The sequence below is a fragment of the Oceanobacillus aidingensis genome, from assembly GCF_042654105.1.
Taxonomy (GTDB): domain Bacteria; phylum Bacillota; class Bacilli; order Bacillales; family Amphibacillaceae; genus Oceanobacillus; species Oceanobacillus oncorhynchi.
Window position 1 is genome coordinate 11,224 of record NZ_JBHSFT010000012.1, and the last position, 14,094, is coordinate 25,317.

General features: G+C 39.4%; 11 protein-coding genes. 6 read left to right on the forward strand and 5 right to left on the reverse strand.

The window, feature by feature from the left end; all coding sequences use genetic code 11:
- Nucleotides 1-101: 101 nt before the first annotated feature.
- From ACFO3P_RS08550 to tnpB, 5 genes are all read right to left on the reverse strand, one after another.
- A complete protein-coding gene (locus ACFO3P_RS08550; RefSeq protein WP_052484965.1) occupies nucleotides 102-1,361 on the reverse strand; it encodes a PTS ascorbate transporter subunit IIC in 1,260 nt (419 codons plus the stop codon).
- Nucleotides 1,358-1,654 (reverse strand): PTS sugar transporter subunit IIB, encoded by a 297-nt coding sequence (locus tag ACFO3P_RS08555; RefSeq protein WP_042531658.1) that lies wholly within the window; start codon nucleotides 1,652-1,654, stop codon nucleotides 1,358-1,360. Before ACFO3P_RS08555 ends, ACFO3P_RS08550 begins: the two co-directional genes overlap by 4 nt.
- Nucleotides 1,651-3,744, reverse strand: a complete 2,094-nt coding sequence (locus ACFO3P_RS08560; RefSeq protein WP_042531656.1) for a BglG family transcription antiterminator — start codon at nucleotides 3,742-3,744, stop codon at nucleotides 1,651-1,653. The genes ACFO3P_RS08555 and ACFO3P_RS08560 overlap by 4 nt, the downstream gene beginning before the upstream one ends.
- A gap of 414 nt (nucleotides 3,745-4,158) precedes the next feature.
- Nucleotides 4,159-5,094, reverse strand: coding sequence for a purine/pyrimidine permease (locus tag ACFO3P_RS08565; RefSeq protein WP_276325299.1), 936 nt, complete (start codon nucleotides 5,092-5,094; stop codon nucleotides 4,159-4,161).
- Between the two features lie 22 nt (nucleotides 5,095-5,116).
- Nucleotides 5,117-6,289 (reverse strand): IS200/IS605 family element RNA-guided endonuclease TnpB, encoded by a 1,173-nt coding sequence (tnpB, locus tag ACFO3P_RS08570; protein ID WP_042531654.1) that lies wholly within the window; start codon nucleotides 6,287-6,289, stop codon nucleotides 5,117-5,119.
- Between the two features lie 488 nt (nucleotides 6,290-6,777).
- On the opposite strand from tnpB, the gene ACFO3P_RS08575 reads away from it, so the two are divergent.
- From ACFO3P_RS08575 to ACFO3P_RS08600, 6 genes are all read left to right on the forward strand, one after another.
- Nucleotides 6,778-7,665, forward strand: coding sequence for an AraC family transcriptional regulator (locus ACFO3P_RS08575; RefSeq protein WP_289584738.1), 888 nt, complete (start codon nucleotides 6,778-6,780; stop codon nucleotides 7,663-7,665).
- A 228-nt stretch (nucleotides 7,666-7,893) separates the two neighbouring features.
- Nucleotides 7,894-9,192 (forward strand): alpha-glucosidase/alpha-galactosidase, encoded by a 1,299-nt coding sequence (melA, locus tag ACFO3P_RS08580; RefSeq protein ID WP_289584737.1) that lies wholly within the window; start codon nucleotides 7,894-7,896, stop codon nucleotides 9,190-9,192.
- A 196-nt stretch (nucleotides 9,193-9,388) separates the two neighbouring features.
- Nucleotides 9,389-10,435, forward strand: coding sequence for a LacI family DNA-binding transcriptional regulator (locus tag ACFO3P_RS08585; RefSeq protein ID WP_042531647.1), 1,047 nt, complete (start codon nucleotides 9,389-9,391; stop codon nucleotides 10,433-10,435).
- Between the two features lie 300 nt (nucleotides 10,436-10,735).
- On the forward strand, nucleotides 10,736-12,028 hold the full coding sequence (locus ACFO3P_RS08590; RefSeq protein ID WP_289584736.1) for an ABC transporter substrate-binding protein: 1,293 nt from the start codon (nucleotides 10,736-10,738) through the stop codon (nucleotides 12,026-12,028).
- Between the two features lie 197 nt (nucleotides 12,029-12,225).
- The gene (locus ACFO3P_RS08595; protein WP_042531643.1) at nucleotides 12,226-13,122 is read left to right on the forward strand and encodes a carbohydrate ABC transporter permease; all 897 of its coding nucleotides are present in this window, start codon (nucleotides 12,226-12,228) and stop codon (nucleotides 13,120-13,122) included.
- Nucleotides 13,122-13,952 (forward strand): carbohydrate ABC transporter permease, encoded by an 831-nt coding sequence (locus ACFO3P_RS08600; protein ID WP_042531641.1) that lies wholly within the window; start codon nucleotides 13,122-13,124, stop codon nucleotides 13,950-13,952. The genes ACFO3P_RS08595 and ACFO3P_RS08600 overlap by 1 nt, the downstream gene beginning before the upstream one ends.
- The last annotated feature ends 142 nt before the right edge of the window (nucleotides 13,953-14,094 follow it).

The following is a 14,094-nucleotide window of genomic DNA, read 5'->3' on the forward strand; positions in this document are numbered from 1 at the left end:
CCTTAAGGTATACAAAACAAAAAATCCTCTTTTATTATGCAGGTTAGAAATTTTCATCATTTTTCTCTGCTTAATAGAAGAGGACATATTAAATTCAGTTATTACTGCACCAGCCACCCAATCAAAATCCCAATCAACTGCAAATCCGTATCTCCAAATGTCGTTCGCGTATAACCTAAATCCCGCAAATAACTTAACAACGGAATCGGCAAAATAGTAATAACCATCCCATGCACGATACTCATACAAACCAGCGCCTTGATTCCTCGTAACTTATATGCAATAACTCCCGCAGCGCCGCCGGAGAAGAAATGCGGAATGACGCCTGGAATAATAATCGTATACTGCACTGCGGCCATGCCAAACATTACACCAAGTCCGCCCAAAAAGCTGAGGATAAATCCAACCATTGCAGCTAATGGAGCGTAATTAAATAATACCGGCGCATCTAACGCTGGAACGGAGCCCTTGATCCATCTGCTTGAGACTCCTTCAAACGCCGGCAGAATTTCCGCAATCATCATCCGTACACCGGTCAGAATACAGTACATTCCAGCTGTAAACCACAAAGATTGCACAATCACAAAAATGATAAAATTTTGATCATTAAACAAGTATTGAATCGCATCTCTTTGCGCAAAAATAGCCGCAATAAAAAAGAGCAGAAATGAAAATATACTAATGATCAGCACATGATCATACATAAAAGGCTCCAGTTTTCGGATGAATTTCGGAAAATCTGCTTTTTCTTCTTTTCTTTTAAATAGACTGGTGCTTAACATACCTGTCATATAGTAGCCAACACTATTAAAATGACCAATCGCAATCGAGTCATCCCCTGTCACACGTTTGACAAACGGCTGAACCAGCGCAGGCATGCAGGACATCATCAGCGCTAACACGAAGCCGCCGAAAATATACAGCCACCAGCCATATTGCGAAGCATGTAAAACAGCAACAATCACTGCGGACATAAAAAGGACCTGATGTCCTGACAAAAAGACATACTTCAATCTTGTAAAGCGTGCTATTAATAGGTGCCCGACCATTCCAATCGAGATGGTTATCGCAATTTCTCTTCCGTAATTAATCTGTACTAATGCCGTTATCGCTTCATTATGCGGAATCATGCCAATCATATTAAAGCTGTCTTGAATCATCACTGCTAAATTGGAAAGGGACACATTGGCAGCAGATGCTCCTATCTGTAACAATGTCACCCCTACCATTACTTTCACGGTTCCGCTGAGAACCCGAAAAAAACCTGCTCTGGCAAGTAATAGCCCAATACATGTTATCGCTCCTAATAAAATCGCAGGCTCCCCGATAAACCCCCTTGTAAAACTTTCAAAAATATTCATACACGTTCACGCCACCGCTTCACAGTATTTGCATTTTCCAAGCTTTCTTTTACTAAGGCTCTATCTGCAATAAAGGAAAGTCCAAGAATTTCTGTTTCTTTTACCTGCAAATGCTGTACCACCTGCTTTGCCCCGATAATCAAATCTGCTTTCATGAAGGAGGCGGCACTTACATCCGATTGTTCCACAATGACGTCATCTAATTCCCATTCATGAAAATGCTGTTTTACTTGAAGCTTTAAAACAAGGCTTGTCCCTAAACCGCCTGAACAAACAACTAGCACTTTTTTCATTTGCTACCCTCCTCATACTCCAACATCCATTTCCATACCACGTCGATATTTCTTTCATGGCGCAGCTTGTCTAATAACTCCTTCGAATTAACAACCTCCAGCATCATCTCCACTGCAGTGACATGCTGGATTTTATCTTTGGCAGCAAGCAAAATAATCCACCATACTTTTTCCTCTGTTCCGCCGAAAGAAATCGGTTCCTCCAACGTCATAAAAGCAAAACCCGTTTTCTTAATCGCTGTACTGCTCAAATGAGGAAAAGCAACGCCTGGCGCCACGATAAAATGATGCTCCTGTTCATTGATGATTTGAGCCACTTCCGTTTCATATGTATGCTCCACGACATCTTGTTTTACTAAAGATTGATTCAATATAGATAATACTTCTCTCCAATCAGAGACTTTTTCTCTTAAATGGATACACGAAGGCGCCGTTAATGAAGTAACCTCCGAACTCATTGCCCCTTGATTCCCGCTGAAATACCTGTATAAATCATTGAACAATTCTCCCTCATTCAACACCACCGTGTGCTTTTTAACAGACTGATAGATAGTCATTACTGTCTCGACAATCGGCAATTCGGTGTTTGCCTGATAGGTTCCTCTTCCAATAATCCGCTCCAGATTTTGCTGATCAGCTATCGACAATAACGGATTTACTTTCACATGATTGACTTGCAGCTGCTGGGTAAATGGAACTGTTGTAACAATCAAATCGGCATCTTTATCTGTCAGCCCATACGCCTCTTTTACGGAAAATTGCCCTGTTATAAATACTTGCGGGAACAATCTTCTTACTGTCCGTTCAAGCAGTCTGGATGTTCCGAGGCCGGAGCTGCAGACAATCGCAATTCGTTTACTCGGCAGAAACGCTTCCTGCTCTAATCCGGCACATAAGTGTACTACAATAAAACCAATCTCATGTCTATGAAGTGTCGTTAAACCCCAATGCGGATTTTTTTCAATAAACGCTTTTACTTGTTCAATATATTTACGATACTCTTTTTCCAGATTATCGAAATAAGGATTATCAATATGAATATGATACTTCATGCGATACATTGCTGATTGCAAATGCGTCGACAGGGCAATAATAATATTCTCCCGATTGCTTAAACGAAAGCGGTTCGCCTGCTCGAAGGTCTCTACAATCTCCCGCGATAGTGACTGGCACTTCAGCCAATAATCTCCTTCCCCGCTTAAACGCCTTGCCCCCAGCAGATGCATGGATATGTAAGCTAATTCATTGGAGAGCTGAAGAGATGCATCTTCCAAGCCCATTAATCGCCTAAACTGTTCTCGTACTGCAGTAAACTTTTCATCCTCAAAGATTTTTAATTCATCATCTTTATCAAAGTCTGCAATAAATTGCCCTGACTGGATTCTTTTCCATTGAACAGCGCAATTCAGAAACAGCTCGTATTTACTCGCATCGATAAAAGCAATCCCGCTTAGCTCCTCTACCTGCTCAATCCAAGATACTACCCCATGAACATCCACATCTGAAATCATATCTTCTAAATCCGTTTCATTCATGGAAGCGGAGATTCGCCTTGTTACATACAGCTCCAGTATCTCTTCCTCTGTCCACTGTTCTTTCAAAAAATCTAAAAATAACATGCGTTTATTGTTCTCTTCCCCAACCAGCGAAATTTGTTTATTCTCTCTGGACAGCATTAAATGATAATCTTCCATTTCCGTCTTTAACTGATTATAATCATTCTGGAGCGTATTCATACTAATCTGGTAATCCTCACATAATTCTTCCACATGGATAGATGAATTTAGTAATAGAAGCTTTTGCATATCTTGCCGGCGCTGCACTGCACTTAAATAATCCTTCTGCTTGTACATTGCCTCCTGAAGCACCTGCTTCTGCTTCTCTCCTAAAATCAGCCGTGCCCCATACTTGCGATGTCTCTCCAGGCTAAACCCTGCGCCAATGTCCATCAGCCACGTCTCGATTTCAAGTAAATCCTGCCGAATCGTCCGCGGCGAAAGCTGATAGGCTTTATTCAAGTCAGCTAAGGAAACAAACGCTTCTTCTTCAATTAACCGTTCTAAAATTTTCTTTTGTCTGGATGAAAGCATGTTATCCCCTCCACATCACCGAAACCTCTCCAGCTCCTATGTACATTTGATTTAAAATTCCGAAAAAATAAAGAGATAATCTCGGAAATAAAATGAAACCCCTATCATTATTTTTGATAGTATATCATTTTTCGACAAGGAAATCTATATGATAACTTTTAAGTCAGAATGGTTTATACCTGGTGTGAAAGTGCCTGGGAAATAGGATTTCTATCATTAAAATCCCTCCTGAATAAGCTATTAAGTTGAATAGTTTATGCTGCTATCCCATGCTGTTCGCTAGAAACATGGCTTTTGTAAACATTATTTTCTTAAACAAAGGAGCTGTCTTCCCATACAAACCATTCAGTTAGCGACAGCTCCTTAAAAAACGTCCATTGATTTATTCACCGCTTCTTTATCTATAACCTGTCCTTATGTGCGATTCCAATCAAAACCATTCTCAAGTATAAGTGCTAAAATAATACCTACTAATAACCCGCTGCTTAACAACGGACGAAGAAAGTCAGGCAAGGTATCGAAATATGAAGCAGGGAAGGTCATAATAATGATACCGACAAATAAGGGAACAGCCGACCGATAAATATTGAGCGTATTAAATTCAACCTGACGAAAGAAACTTAATGATGAATTGAACAGCTGTAAATAAGAAACAAATAATACTGCACTGCCTATACTCAACGGCAGCATAGAAAAAAAGTGCCCGATTGGTGGAATAATGCCCATTAAGAAGAACATGAAACTGCCGAGAATAAAAGGTAACCGCCTAATAATCCCTGTCTGATTCAAAAAACCAATGGAAGAGACATACGGCGCATACGGGACAAGCTCAAGCACCCCAGACAGCCCGGTAAAAATCCCTGTTATCGTAAATGAGGAACGGTATTGGGAATCGCTTGTCTCTGCACGATAGATACTATCCGTCCCTTTTAACGCTCCAAACGTATTCGCTGTATTCAGCAGTCCAGCTAACACTGTCGTTATAACAATACCCGTATCCCACGTTGGTTTACCCAGCGGGAATAATGCCATACTCGATGAGGCAGTTTGGCTAACCGCTCCCTGTTGCTCAAAAGTGAGATTAAATGCAATCCAACCAATAACTATTCCGATTAATAACCCGTAGCGTTTAATGCTTGCTGGAGCTTTAATACTAATAATAGCCACTATGATTGCAATCATAATAGACAACAGCGAAATAGCTAAATCGATTTGGGCATTTTCGGCTTCGTTACCAAAAGGAATGCCCAGCATACCTTTTAAAAATATCCCGATTAATTGGCATCCAATTGAACTACTCCCACTTATCAACCTTAAAGGTTGCTTGAAGCAGGAGATTCCTAAGAACACCAACCCATTGGTCAGTTATGGATTAGGCTACCCCCGCAGTCCCTGCGGTTATTCGTAATGCTTCCTTGCGAAGATTCCTACTTGCGTTAATATCTCTTTGATGATGGCATTGACAGCTATCACACGTCCATGCACGCAAAGCGAGATTTTTAACGTCTGGGTTTTGGTGTCCGCAATTGGAACACAGCTGACTGGATGGATAATTTTTAGCTACCGTAACAACCTGCTTTCCATACCAGGCCGCTTTATATTCCAGCATCGTTTGGAACGCTGACCAGGATACATCGCTAATTGATTTTGCAAGATTATGATTTTTCAACATGTTTATTACAGACAAATCTTCTATCCCGATAATATCGTGGTTTTTGACTATCTCGGTGGAGATCTTATCTAACATGTCTTTTCTTTTATTAGCGATTTTTTCGTGAATCTTGGCTATATTTCTTTTTTGTTTCTGCCAATTTGCTGAGCCTATTTGTCGTCTAGACAGAATCACCTGCGCTTTTGCCAGTTTCTTTTCTAATGTCCGGAAAAATTTGGGGTTTGCATACACTGTCCCATTGGAAAGAGTTGCAAAATCAGTTATTCCAACATCGATGCCTACTGAGGAACCTGTCTTTTCATAGTGCCTGACTTCCGTTTCAACTACAATCGAAACAAAGTACTTGCCTGAAGGGTTGCGCCGGATCGTTGCATTGATAATACGTCCTTCCACTTCCCGACTTTTGGCAAAACGAACCAATCCGAGCTTAGGCAGTTTGATATGTTTATCCAATACCGCAATGTTTCCATTGACATGTTTCGTGGTATACGATTGAACAGGATTCTTTTTTGATTTAAAACGAGGTGCCTTATTCTGCTTCTTATAATAGCGCGTATAGGAATCATTCACGTTTTCAACGGCTTTTTGAAGAGCAATGCTATCAACTTCTTTGAGAAAGGGATGCGCTTTCTTCAATTCTGGAACCGCTTTGATTGCCTTATTTTTATTGAAAAATTCGCCCTTCCAATTATGTTGAAGAAGCTGGCCGTTTTGTACCATTTCATTCACCGTATGCCAATAGCGGTCTTTTTCTTTTTGTTTTCCTGTAAAATAGTTGTAGACAAAACGGGAGCAGCCAATTGTCTTATGGATGAAGGTGATTTGCTTTTTGTTCGGATAGATACGAAAACGAAATGCTTTTTTTACTTTCATGATTCCTTACCTCCTCCTGTCTATTATATCAGAAGAAGGATGATTTTGGAACATCTGTTCGATTCGATATTAAATAATTGAGACACCCAGAAGCAAGCTTTTGTGCATAGGAGATTCATCTCCCCCTTACCTCTACGCGCTTGAAGAGGGAGTTTTCTCTCCTGTTTTTGATAAAAAAGAGCCATTGAAGACCCGAAAACCAATTGCTTGATTTGAATAACTCCTTCATCTTTAGTCCTGCCTTTCCTGCATTAAATAAAACAATTCTTATCCATATCCTTTTTACCGATAGTTTGGTTATACTCTTAACCCTATCAGAAATGGGTTCTTTTTTCATTAGGCTATCATCATTTATTACCTATCTTCACCAGTTACTTGGCAGATAGATATAAGTTATTTCGTTTTTCTCTGAACAAGAGATTTGTCAGTCACTCATCCTCCAGTAAGATAACCCATGTTACAATGTAAAAAATGAAGGAGGTATTTCCTTGTATAAAGATATCAGCCACAACTCATATGGATTTCGTTTTCAAAGAGCTTATCAAGATAACGTAGCAGATTTGCATGCGATTGGCTTCGAACATCATCAAAACCCCGCTGATTACAGCTGGCATGGGCTGGAAAGAGGAGAAAAGGATATTATTATCTTTCAATATACGCTGCATGGGAACGGTGCAATATCCATCGGGGGTACCACGCATGAATTAACAAAAGGAGATGCTTTCTTTATTGATGTTCCGAGCGATCATCGGTATTATCTCCCTGCTGATGCAGAGGAATGGGAATTTATTTTCTTTACCATTACTGGTACAGAGGCAGCGAAGTTATATCAGCAAATAACGAAAAAGCATGGTCATTTATTCCAATTGTCCATTCATTCAAGCCCCGTTAATTATATTTTTAATACCTTAAAGAGAATAGAAACGGCAGGGATTTCTCATGGCTACGAGGCTTCCTCCTGCGCCTATTCTTTTCTGATGGAATTTCTCGGATACTTAGAATATAACCAGCAGCAATCTAAAGCAATCCCTCCTTCTATCTCAAAGGCAATCGAATTTATAGAGAATCATTATAGTGAAGATATTACATTAGATGAAATCGTCAGCGTATCCGGCTTATCCAAATATTATTTCACACGCCAATTTGTAAAGTCTATAAATGAGACGCCGATCCGTTACCTGACAAAAATCAGAATGAAAAAGGCGCTTCACTTATTGATTACTGAAAAGAAAAGTATCGAGGATATTGCAAAAGAAGTCGGGTATACATCCAGTAATTATTTTAGTAAAGTTTTTAAGCAAACCATCGGAGAAACCCCAAGTAATTACCGGCAAAACACAGATATCATGCCAGTTAACCAGTTATTCACCGATTAACAAAGAGCAATATATTACTCGTTTTCAATTTATTTTACGGTTGAAAACGCTTTATGCATCTATTAATATGTACATAAGCAATAGCAATTTAATCGTACTCAAAAAGAGACCTTGTTTCTTTTTTACTCTTTTTCAGTAAAAGTATTTACTAAAAAGAAAGCAACTATGTATTCAGTAGAAAGACATTCTCATATTACATTTTGATTCTACTTTAGGAGGAAATAGCTTATGTCCAAAATTACATTTTTAGGTGCAGGAAGTACCGTTTTCGCAAAGAACGTATTAGGTGACTGCATGACAGTCGATGCGTTGCAGGATTTTGAATTTGCTTTATTTGATATAAACGAAGAACGGCTTCAAGATTCTGAAATGATGTTAAACAACCTGAAGAAAAGCTTGAATGCTACGGTTACGGTAAAAGCGTATCAGGATCGTAAAGAAGCATTACGCGACGCAAAATATGTCATTAATGCGATTCAGGTAGGCGGTTATGATCCTGCTACCATCACAGATTTCGAAATCCCGAAGAAATATGGATTGCGTCAGACCATTGCAGACACCTTAGGGATTGGAGGTATCTTCCGTAACTTAAGAACCATCCCTGTCATGCAGGAATTTGCACGTGATATCAAAGAAGTTTGCCCGGATGCCTGGTTCCTTAATTATACGAATCCGATGGCTGTTCTAACGAATATCATGCTGAAGGAAGGCATTAAAACAGTCGGACTTTGTCATAGCGTACAGGTTTGTGCGAGCGAGCTGCTGAAGTCTTTAGAAATGCCGACAGATGATGTGCAATGGAAAATCGCCGGTATCAATCATATGGCCTGGCTGTTAGAAATCACGCGGCACGGTGAAGACCTCTATCCGGAAATTAAGAAACGTGCGAAAGAGAAGCAAAAAGAAAAGCATGATGATATGGTTCGCTTTGAATTAATGGATAAATTCGGCTATTATATTACAGAATCTTCTGAACATAATGCCGAATATCATCCATACTTTATTAAGAGTCAATATCCTGAATTAATCGAACAATTTAACATTCCATTGGACGAGTATCCGCGCCGTTGTGTGAATCAGATTGAAGATTGGAAAAAAATGCGTGATGACTTAGTAAACGACCAAAACCTGACACATGAGCGCTCTCGCGAATATGGCTCTTATATTATTGAAGCGATGGAGACAGACAAGCCATTTAAAATTGGCGGAAATGTATTAAATACAGGACGTTTGATCAGCAACCTGCCAGAGAATGCAGTTGTGGAAGTGCCTTGCTTAGTAGATGCAAGTGGGATTGCACCAACGTATGTAGGTGATTTGCCGGAACAGCTCGCTGCATTAAACCGGACGAATATCAATACTCAATTATTAACCGTAGAAGCTGCGTTAACGAGAAAGAAAGAAAAAATCTATCAAGCTGCAATGCTGGATCCGCATACATCCGCGGAATTATCTATGGATGACATTATCTCATTATGTGATGATTTGATTGAAGCACATGGAGATTGGCTTCCAGCGTATGAATAAGTTAGATTCCCTCTCCTTGCTATGGTAAGGAGAGGGAATCTTAAAAGCTTTCTTGTAGTATACAGGCTGATTCACTTTGTTTTTCCAAGAACATCATAAACGCTTTTTCTATTTGTATTTCACCTTATTGAAAGCGTTTTACTCACCTGATAGTATATTAGCATAGTAAAGTTTAGTAAAAAAAGGTGGGGAACCTATGGCAACAATTAAAGATATCGCAAGTAAATCAAATGTCTCTATTACAACCGTATCAAGAGTTTTAAACCATGACACATCCTTATCTGTAACGGAAGAAACACGCCAACGGATTATCGAGGCAGCTAATCAATTAAATTATCAAACGGTTCGCGGCAGAAAAAAACAGCTTCAAAACTCTAGTCCGACTTATAAATTTGGGATACTGATGTGTCAGTCCCTTGAGGAAGAACTTAGTGATCCGTATTTCTTATCCATCAGACATGGTATTGAAAGTCAATGCAAGCATTTCAACATCGAAGTTAATGAAGTTTATCGGATGAGCGATTTCCATTTGCATCAGCTGAATGTTCATCTGGATGGTCTCATTATTGCTGGAAAAATCGATGAAAGCCTTGTAGATACAATCCATGAGCAAATCAAGCATCTGGTCTTTGTCGATCATTCTCCGGATGAAAATCGTTTCGATTCTATTGTAATTGATTTTGAGAAATCCACTTGGATTGCTTTGGAGCATCTATTCTCTCTAGGTTATACCAATATTGGATATATCGGCGGAATGCAAGGAAAACATATCAAAGCAAATGAAAAGCGGGAGATAGAGGATGAACGCTATGTATTTTTCACAAAGAAAATGAAGGAACTGGGTAACTATAATGATGCTCATGTATTTGTAGGAGAGTTTACGATGTCTGATGGCTACCGTTTAATGAAAGAAGCCATCCAAAAAGGAAATTTACCGGAAGCCTATTTTATTGCAAGTGACCCGATGGCAGTAGGTGCATTAAGAGCTTTACAGGAAGCAGCAATAAAAGTCCCTGAAGATGTCGCTATTGTCAGCTTTGATAATGTAGAAATGGCCCAATTTGCCAGCTGTCCGTTGTCAACCATTCATGTTCCAACAGATACGATGGGAAAAACAAGCGTAAAGCTGCTGCTTGACCGATTACAGGGCAGAGACATTCCATTAAAAGTGAATGTCCCTACCACATTTGTGCAGCGCGAAAGCTGCGGTGCACTAGCAAAAACACGGCATGTTCCAAACTAGCTTTCGATATATCAAGGAAACCTATTTTTCTATCAAGACGCATTTTTTCATAATTTGTTAGAAAACTTGGTTGTCACCAAGCCTTTAGGTGACAACCTTAGTTACACTTATGCAGTAAAAAAGTTTATACTTTCTTACCTGCTAAACAAGCAATAGACCTAGAATCGTTTTTGGCGGAACAGATCTAGGTCTATCCATAGCATACTAATAGCAAGCGTACGCTATTTCATCTATTATAGGAAATATTTCGTACTCCTTGCAACTGTACCGATTCAAATTACTGATAAAAGGAGTATCCTTATGCGATTATGCCTTAAAACATTATTGTTGTTGATGCTGACCGGCCTTATTATAGCAGGCTGTTCGAATGATGATGCTGAAAATAAAACCGATTCGGAGGAGAGTACACAACCGGGAAACCAAGTAACGTTAACCTTTTTCTCTACTGTATCCAATGAAGCAGAGCAAGAAGCGATGCAGAGCGTTGTCAACGATTTTGAAGCAGAATATCCGGACATCAATATTAATTTAAATATGCCGGGACAAGACTATGAAAGTCAGCTGCGAATTCGAATGGCAGCAAATGATTTGCCCGATTTATTCGATACGCATGGCTGGGCCCAGAACAGATATGGAGAATATACCATGGATTTGCGGGACATGGACTGGGTAGACGACATGGATCCCGCACTGGAGCAAAACTTTGTAGATGAGGAAGGCAAGGTGTACGCCTACCCGCTCAATCAGGCAATGGATGGGTTAACTTATAATAAAGAGATTCTTGATGCGTACGATATTGAAGTACCAGAAACATTTGATGAATTTATGGAAGCTTTAGAAACAGTAAAAGAAAAAAGCAACGGAGAAATTGCGCCTCTTTGGTTCGAGGGCTCTAATGAAAATGCTTTTGGTCAGTACTATGATCAATTTGCCAGCCCACTGCTTATCACCCATCCTGACCATGATTACAGTGAAGAATTACTAGATGGCAGTTTTGATTGGGAACCTTATGACTACTTATCTGAAAAATTGTTAGAAATGCATGAAAAAGAATTATTAAATATAGACGTGCTCACTGCAAGACCATACGAAAAAAATCAATTACTTGCTCAAGGCAAAATTGCTTTTGTTATGCAAACTGTACCTATCCATGTGATTCAAGAGTTAAACCCGGATATCGAACTGGGCATCATGCCTGTACCGGCTATCCATGAAGGTGATGACCCGACCTGGATTGGCGGCGAGCGGCATACGGTTGCCATCTGGAAGGATACAGCGCATCCTGAGGAAGCAAAAAAGTTTATTGATTTTTTAGCCAGACCTGAGAATGTAAAAGCTGTTGCAGAAGGAACCTCTTTAGCAGCTGGACTTACCAACGCTACTGCTGATATCTATTACCAGGATTACTATGAGCAATATGATGACATCTTGGTAGAGCCATATTTTGATCGAGTTTATTTACCAAATGGCATGTGGAAACCACTGGGAATGAGCGGACAAGAGTTACTATCTGGCGCCCTTTCTCCTGAAGGCGTCTCTCAAAAAATGAAAAATGAATACTTACGTTTAATAGAACAGGCGGGCTTTGAATAAATAACAAAAGCGTAGAGATTGCGCCCCGAACTTTGGGGTGGTTCGACCTTGGTCGAACTTCCATTACTTAAAGAGATAAAGGAATCACAATGAGGTAACGAACTGATGATGACTTATCGTAGGGCACAACGGGAAATCTCTTAGTTTGTGGCGTTCGGAGCTGGAAATCAATTTGTTTTTATAGGAGCTGAATATAAATGACGGTAAGTACGAAAAAAATAGGAAGAACGAAGCAAAATTCATCCCTTTGGTGGATGTATTTACCAGCCCTCCTGTTTGTTGTCTTTTTTATTGTATATCCTTTCTTAAACGGGATTCGTATTTCATTTACAAACTGGAACGGGTTTTCACAAACTTTTGATTATATCGGATTTAGACAATATACAAGAATGTTGACTGACCCCGATACCTGGACGGTAGTCCGCAACACATTAATATACGGCATCGGCAGCACCATTTTCCAAAATGTTCTTGGACTCGCCTATGCTTTATTACTTAATCAAAGTGTCCATTTTAAGACCCTTACACGAACCATTGTTTATTTGCCTGTTATTATCAGTCCTTTGATTATGGGCTATATCTGGTACTTCTTCTTTTCCTATCAAGGGGGAGCTTTAAACGATGTCCTGATTGGATTAGGATTAGAAAGAATCAATGTGCTTGGTAATGTAGATATCAACATATGGATTATTGTTTTCGTAAACACGTTCCAATTCGTAGGTATCGCAATGATTATCTATCTGGCCGGACTGCAAAGTGTATCGAGAGATTTTTATGAAGCAGCAGAAATTGATGGTGCTTCTTCCTTCCAGAAGTTCAAAAATATTACGTTTCCCTTATTGATGCCTTCCATTACGATCAATATGGTGATTAACATTATCGGCGGCCTCAAGCTGTTTGATGTCATTATTTCATTAACAGGCGGCGGTCCCGGAAATTCATCTCAATCGATGTCTACGTTTATGTACGATCTATATTTTGGAAGAGAAGATGCCGGCTATGCTGCTACACAAGGTGTTCTGATGATGGTTATTATTCTCATCCTGAGTTTATCTGCATTGATTTATTTCCGACGCAAGGAGGTTGAAGCATAATGGATTATAGTTCAAATAGAAAAAAAATTGCTTTATCGACACTCGCCTTATTCATTACGGTGCTTCATTTTCTTCCTTTTTATGTGCTAATCACCACTGCGCTGAAGGAAAAAAGTGACTTCAGTTCAAAGTGGGTCTTCCCTTTCGATATTAGCTGGTCTAATTTCAGGGAAGCCTGGGAGGCAGCAAATCTAGGGAATGCCCTATTAAATACAGGTATCATTACATTTTTTGCAGCGGCCATATTGATTATTGTAGGTTCTTTGGCCGCCTATCCATTAGCACGCAGACAGACAAAGCTGAATCGTTTTATGTACATGTTTTTTATCGCTATTATGGTTGTACCGCCTTTGGCTGCGTTAGTTCCACTGTATCAATTAGTAGTCAACTTAGGGTTGATGAATACACACCAGGTTGCCATATTTAATAATGTTGCTTCTTATCTGCCTTTAACTATCTTTTTATACGCTGGATTTATCCGGTCTACCATACCAAAATCATTAGAAGAAGCGGCTCGAATCGATGGAGCAGGGACATTTCGGATTTTCTTTCAAATTGTATTTCCGTTATTAAAACCAATCACTGCTTCGATTCTGATTATTGCTTGTGTGTATATTTGGAATGATTATCAATTTGCGATTTTCTTCCTTCAGGATGAGTCCGTTCAAACCATGACAGTTGCTTTATCCAAATTCTTTGGAGAAAATGCGAATAATTTAAACTTAGTTGCTGCCGCTGCAATTATTGCTACCTTACCAATGGCAATCCTGTTCCTCCTTCTGCAAAAACACTTTGTACAAGGACTTGCAGCAGGATCGGTAAAAGAATAAAAGAAAGCTTCTTGCGATAATTTCTATCGTAGGGAGCTTTCTTCGGGATATCTATTTTCATTTGATGAATTTTTTAATAGAAACATTTGCAGAATAGGAGGAAAAACTATAAAATGAACTTAGTTAATTAAATTAATAAAGT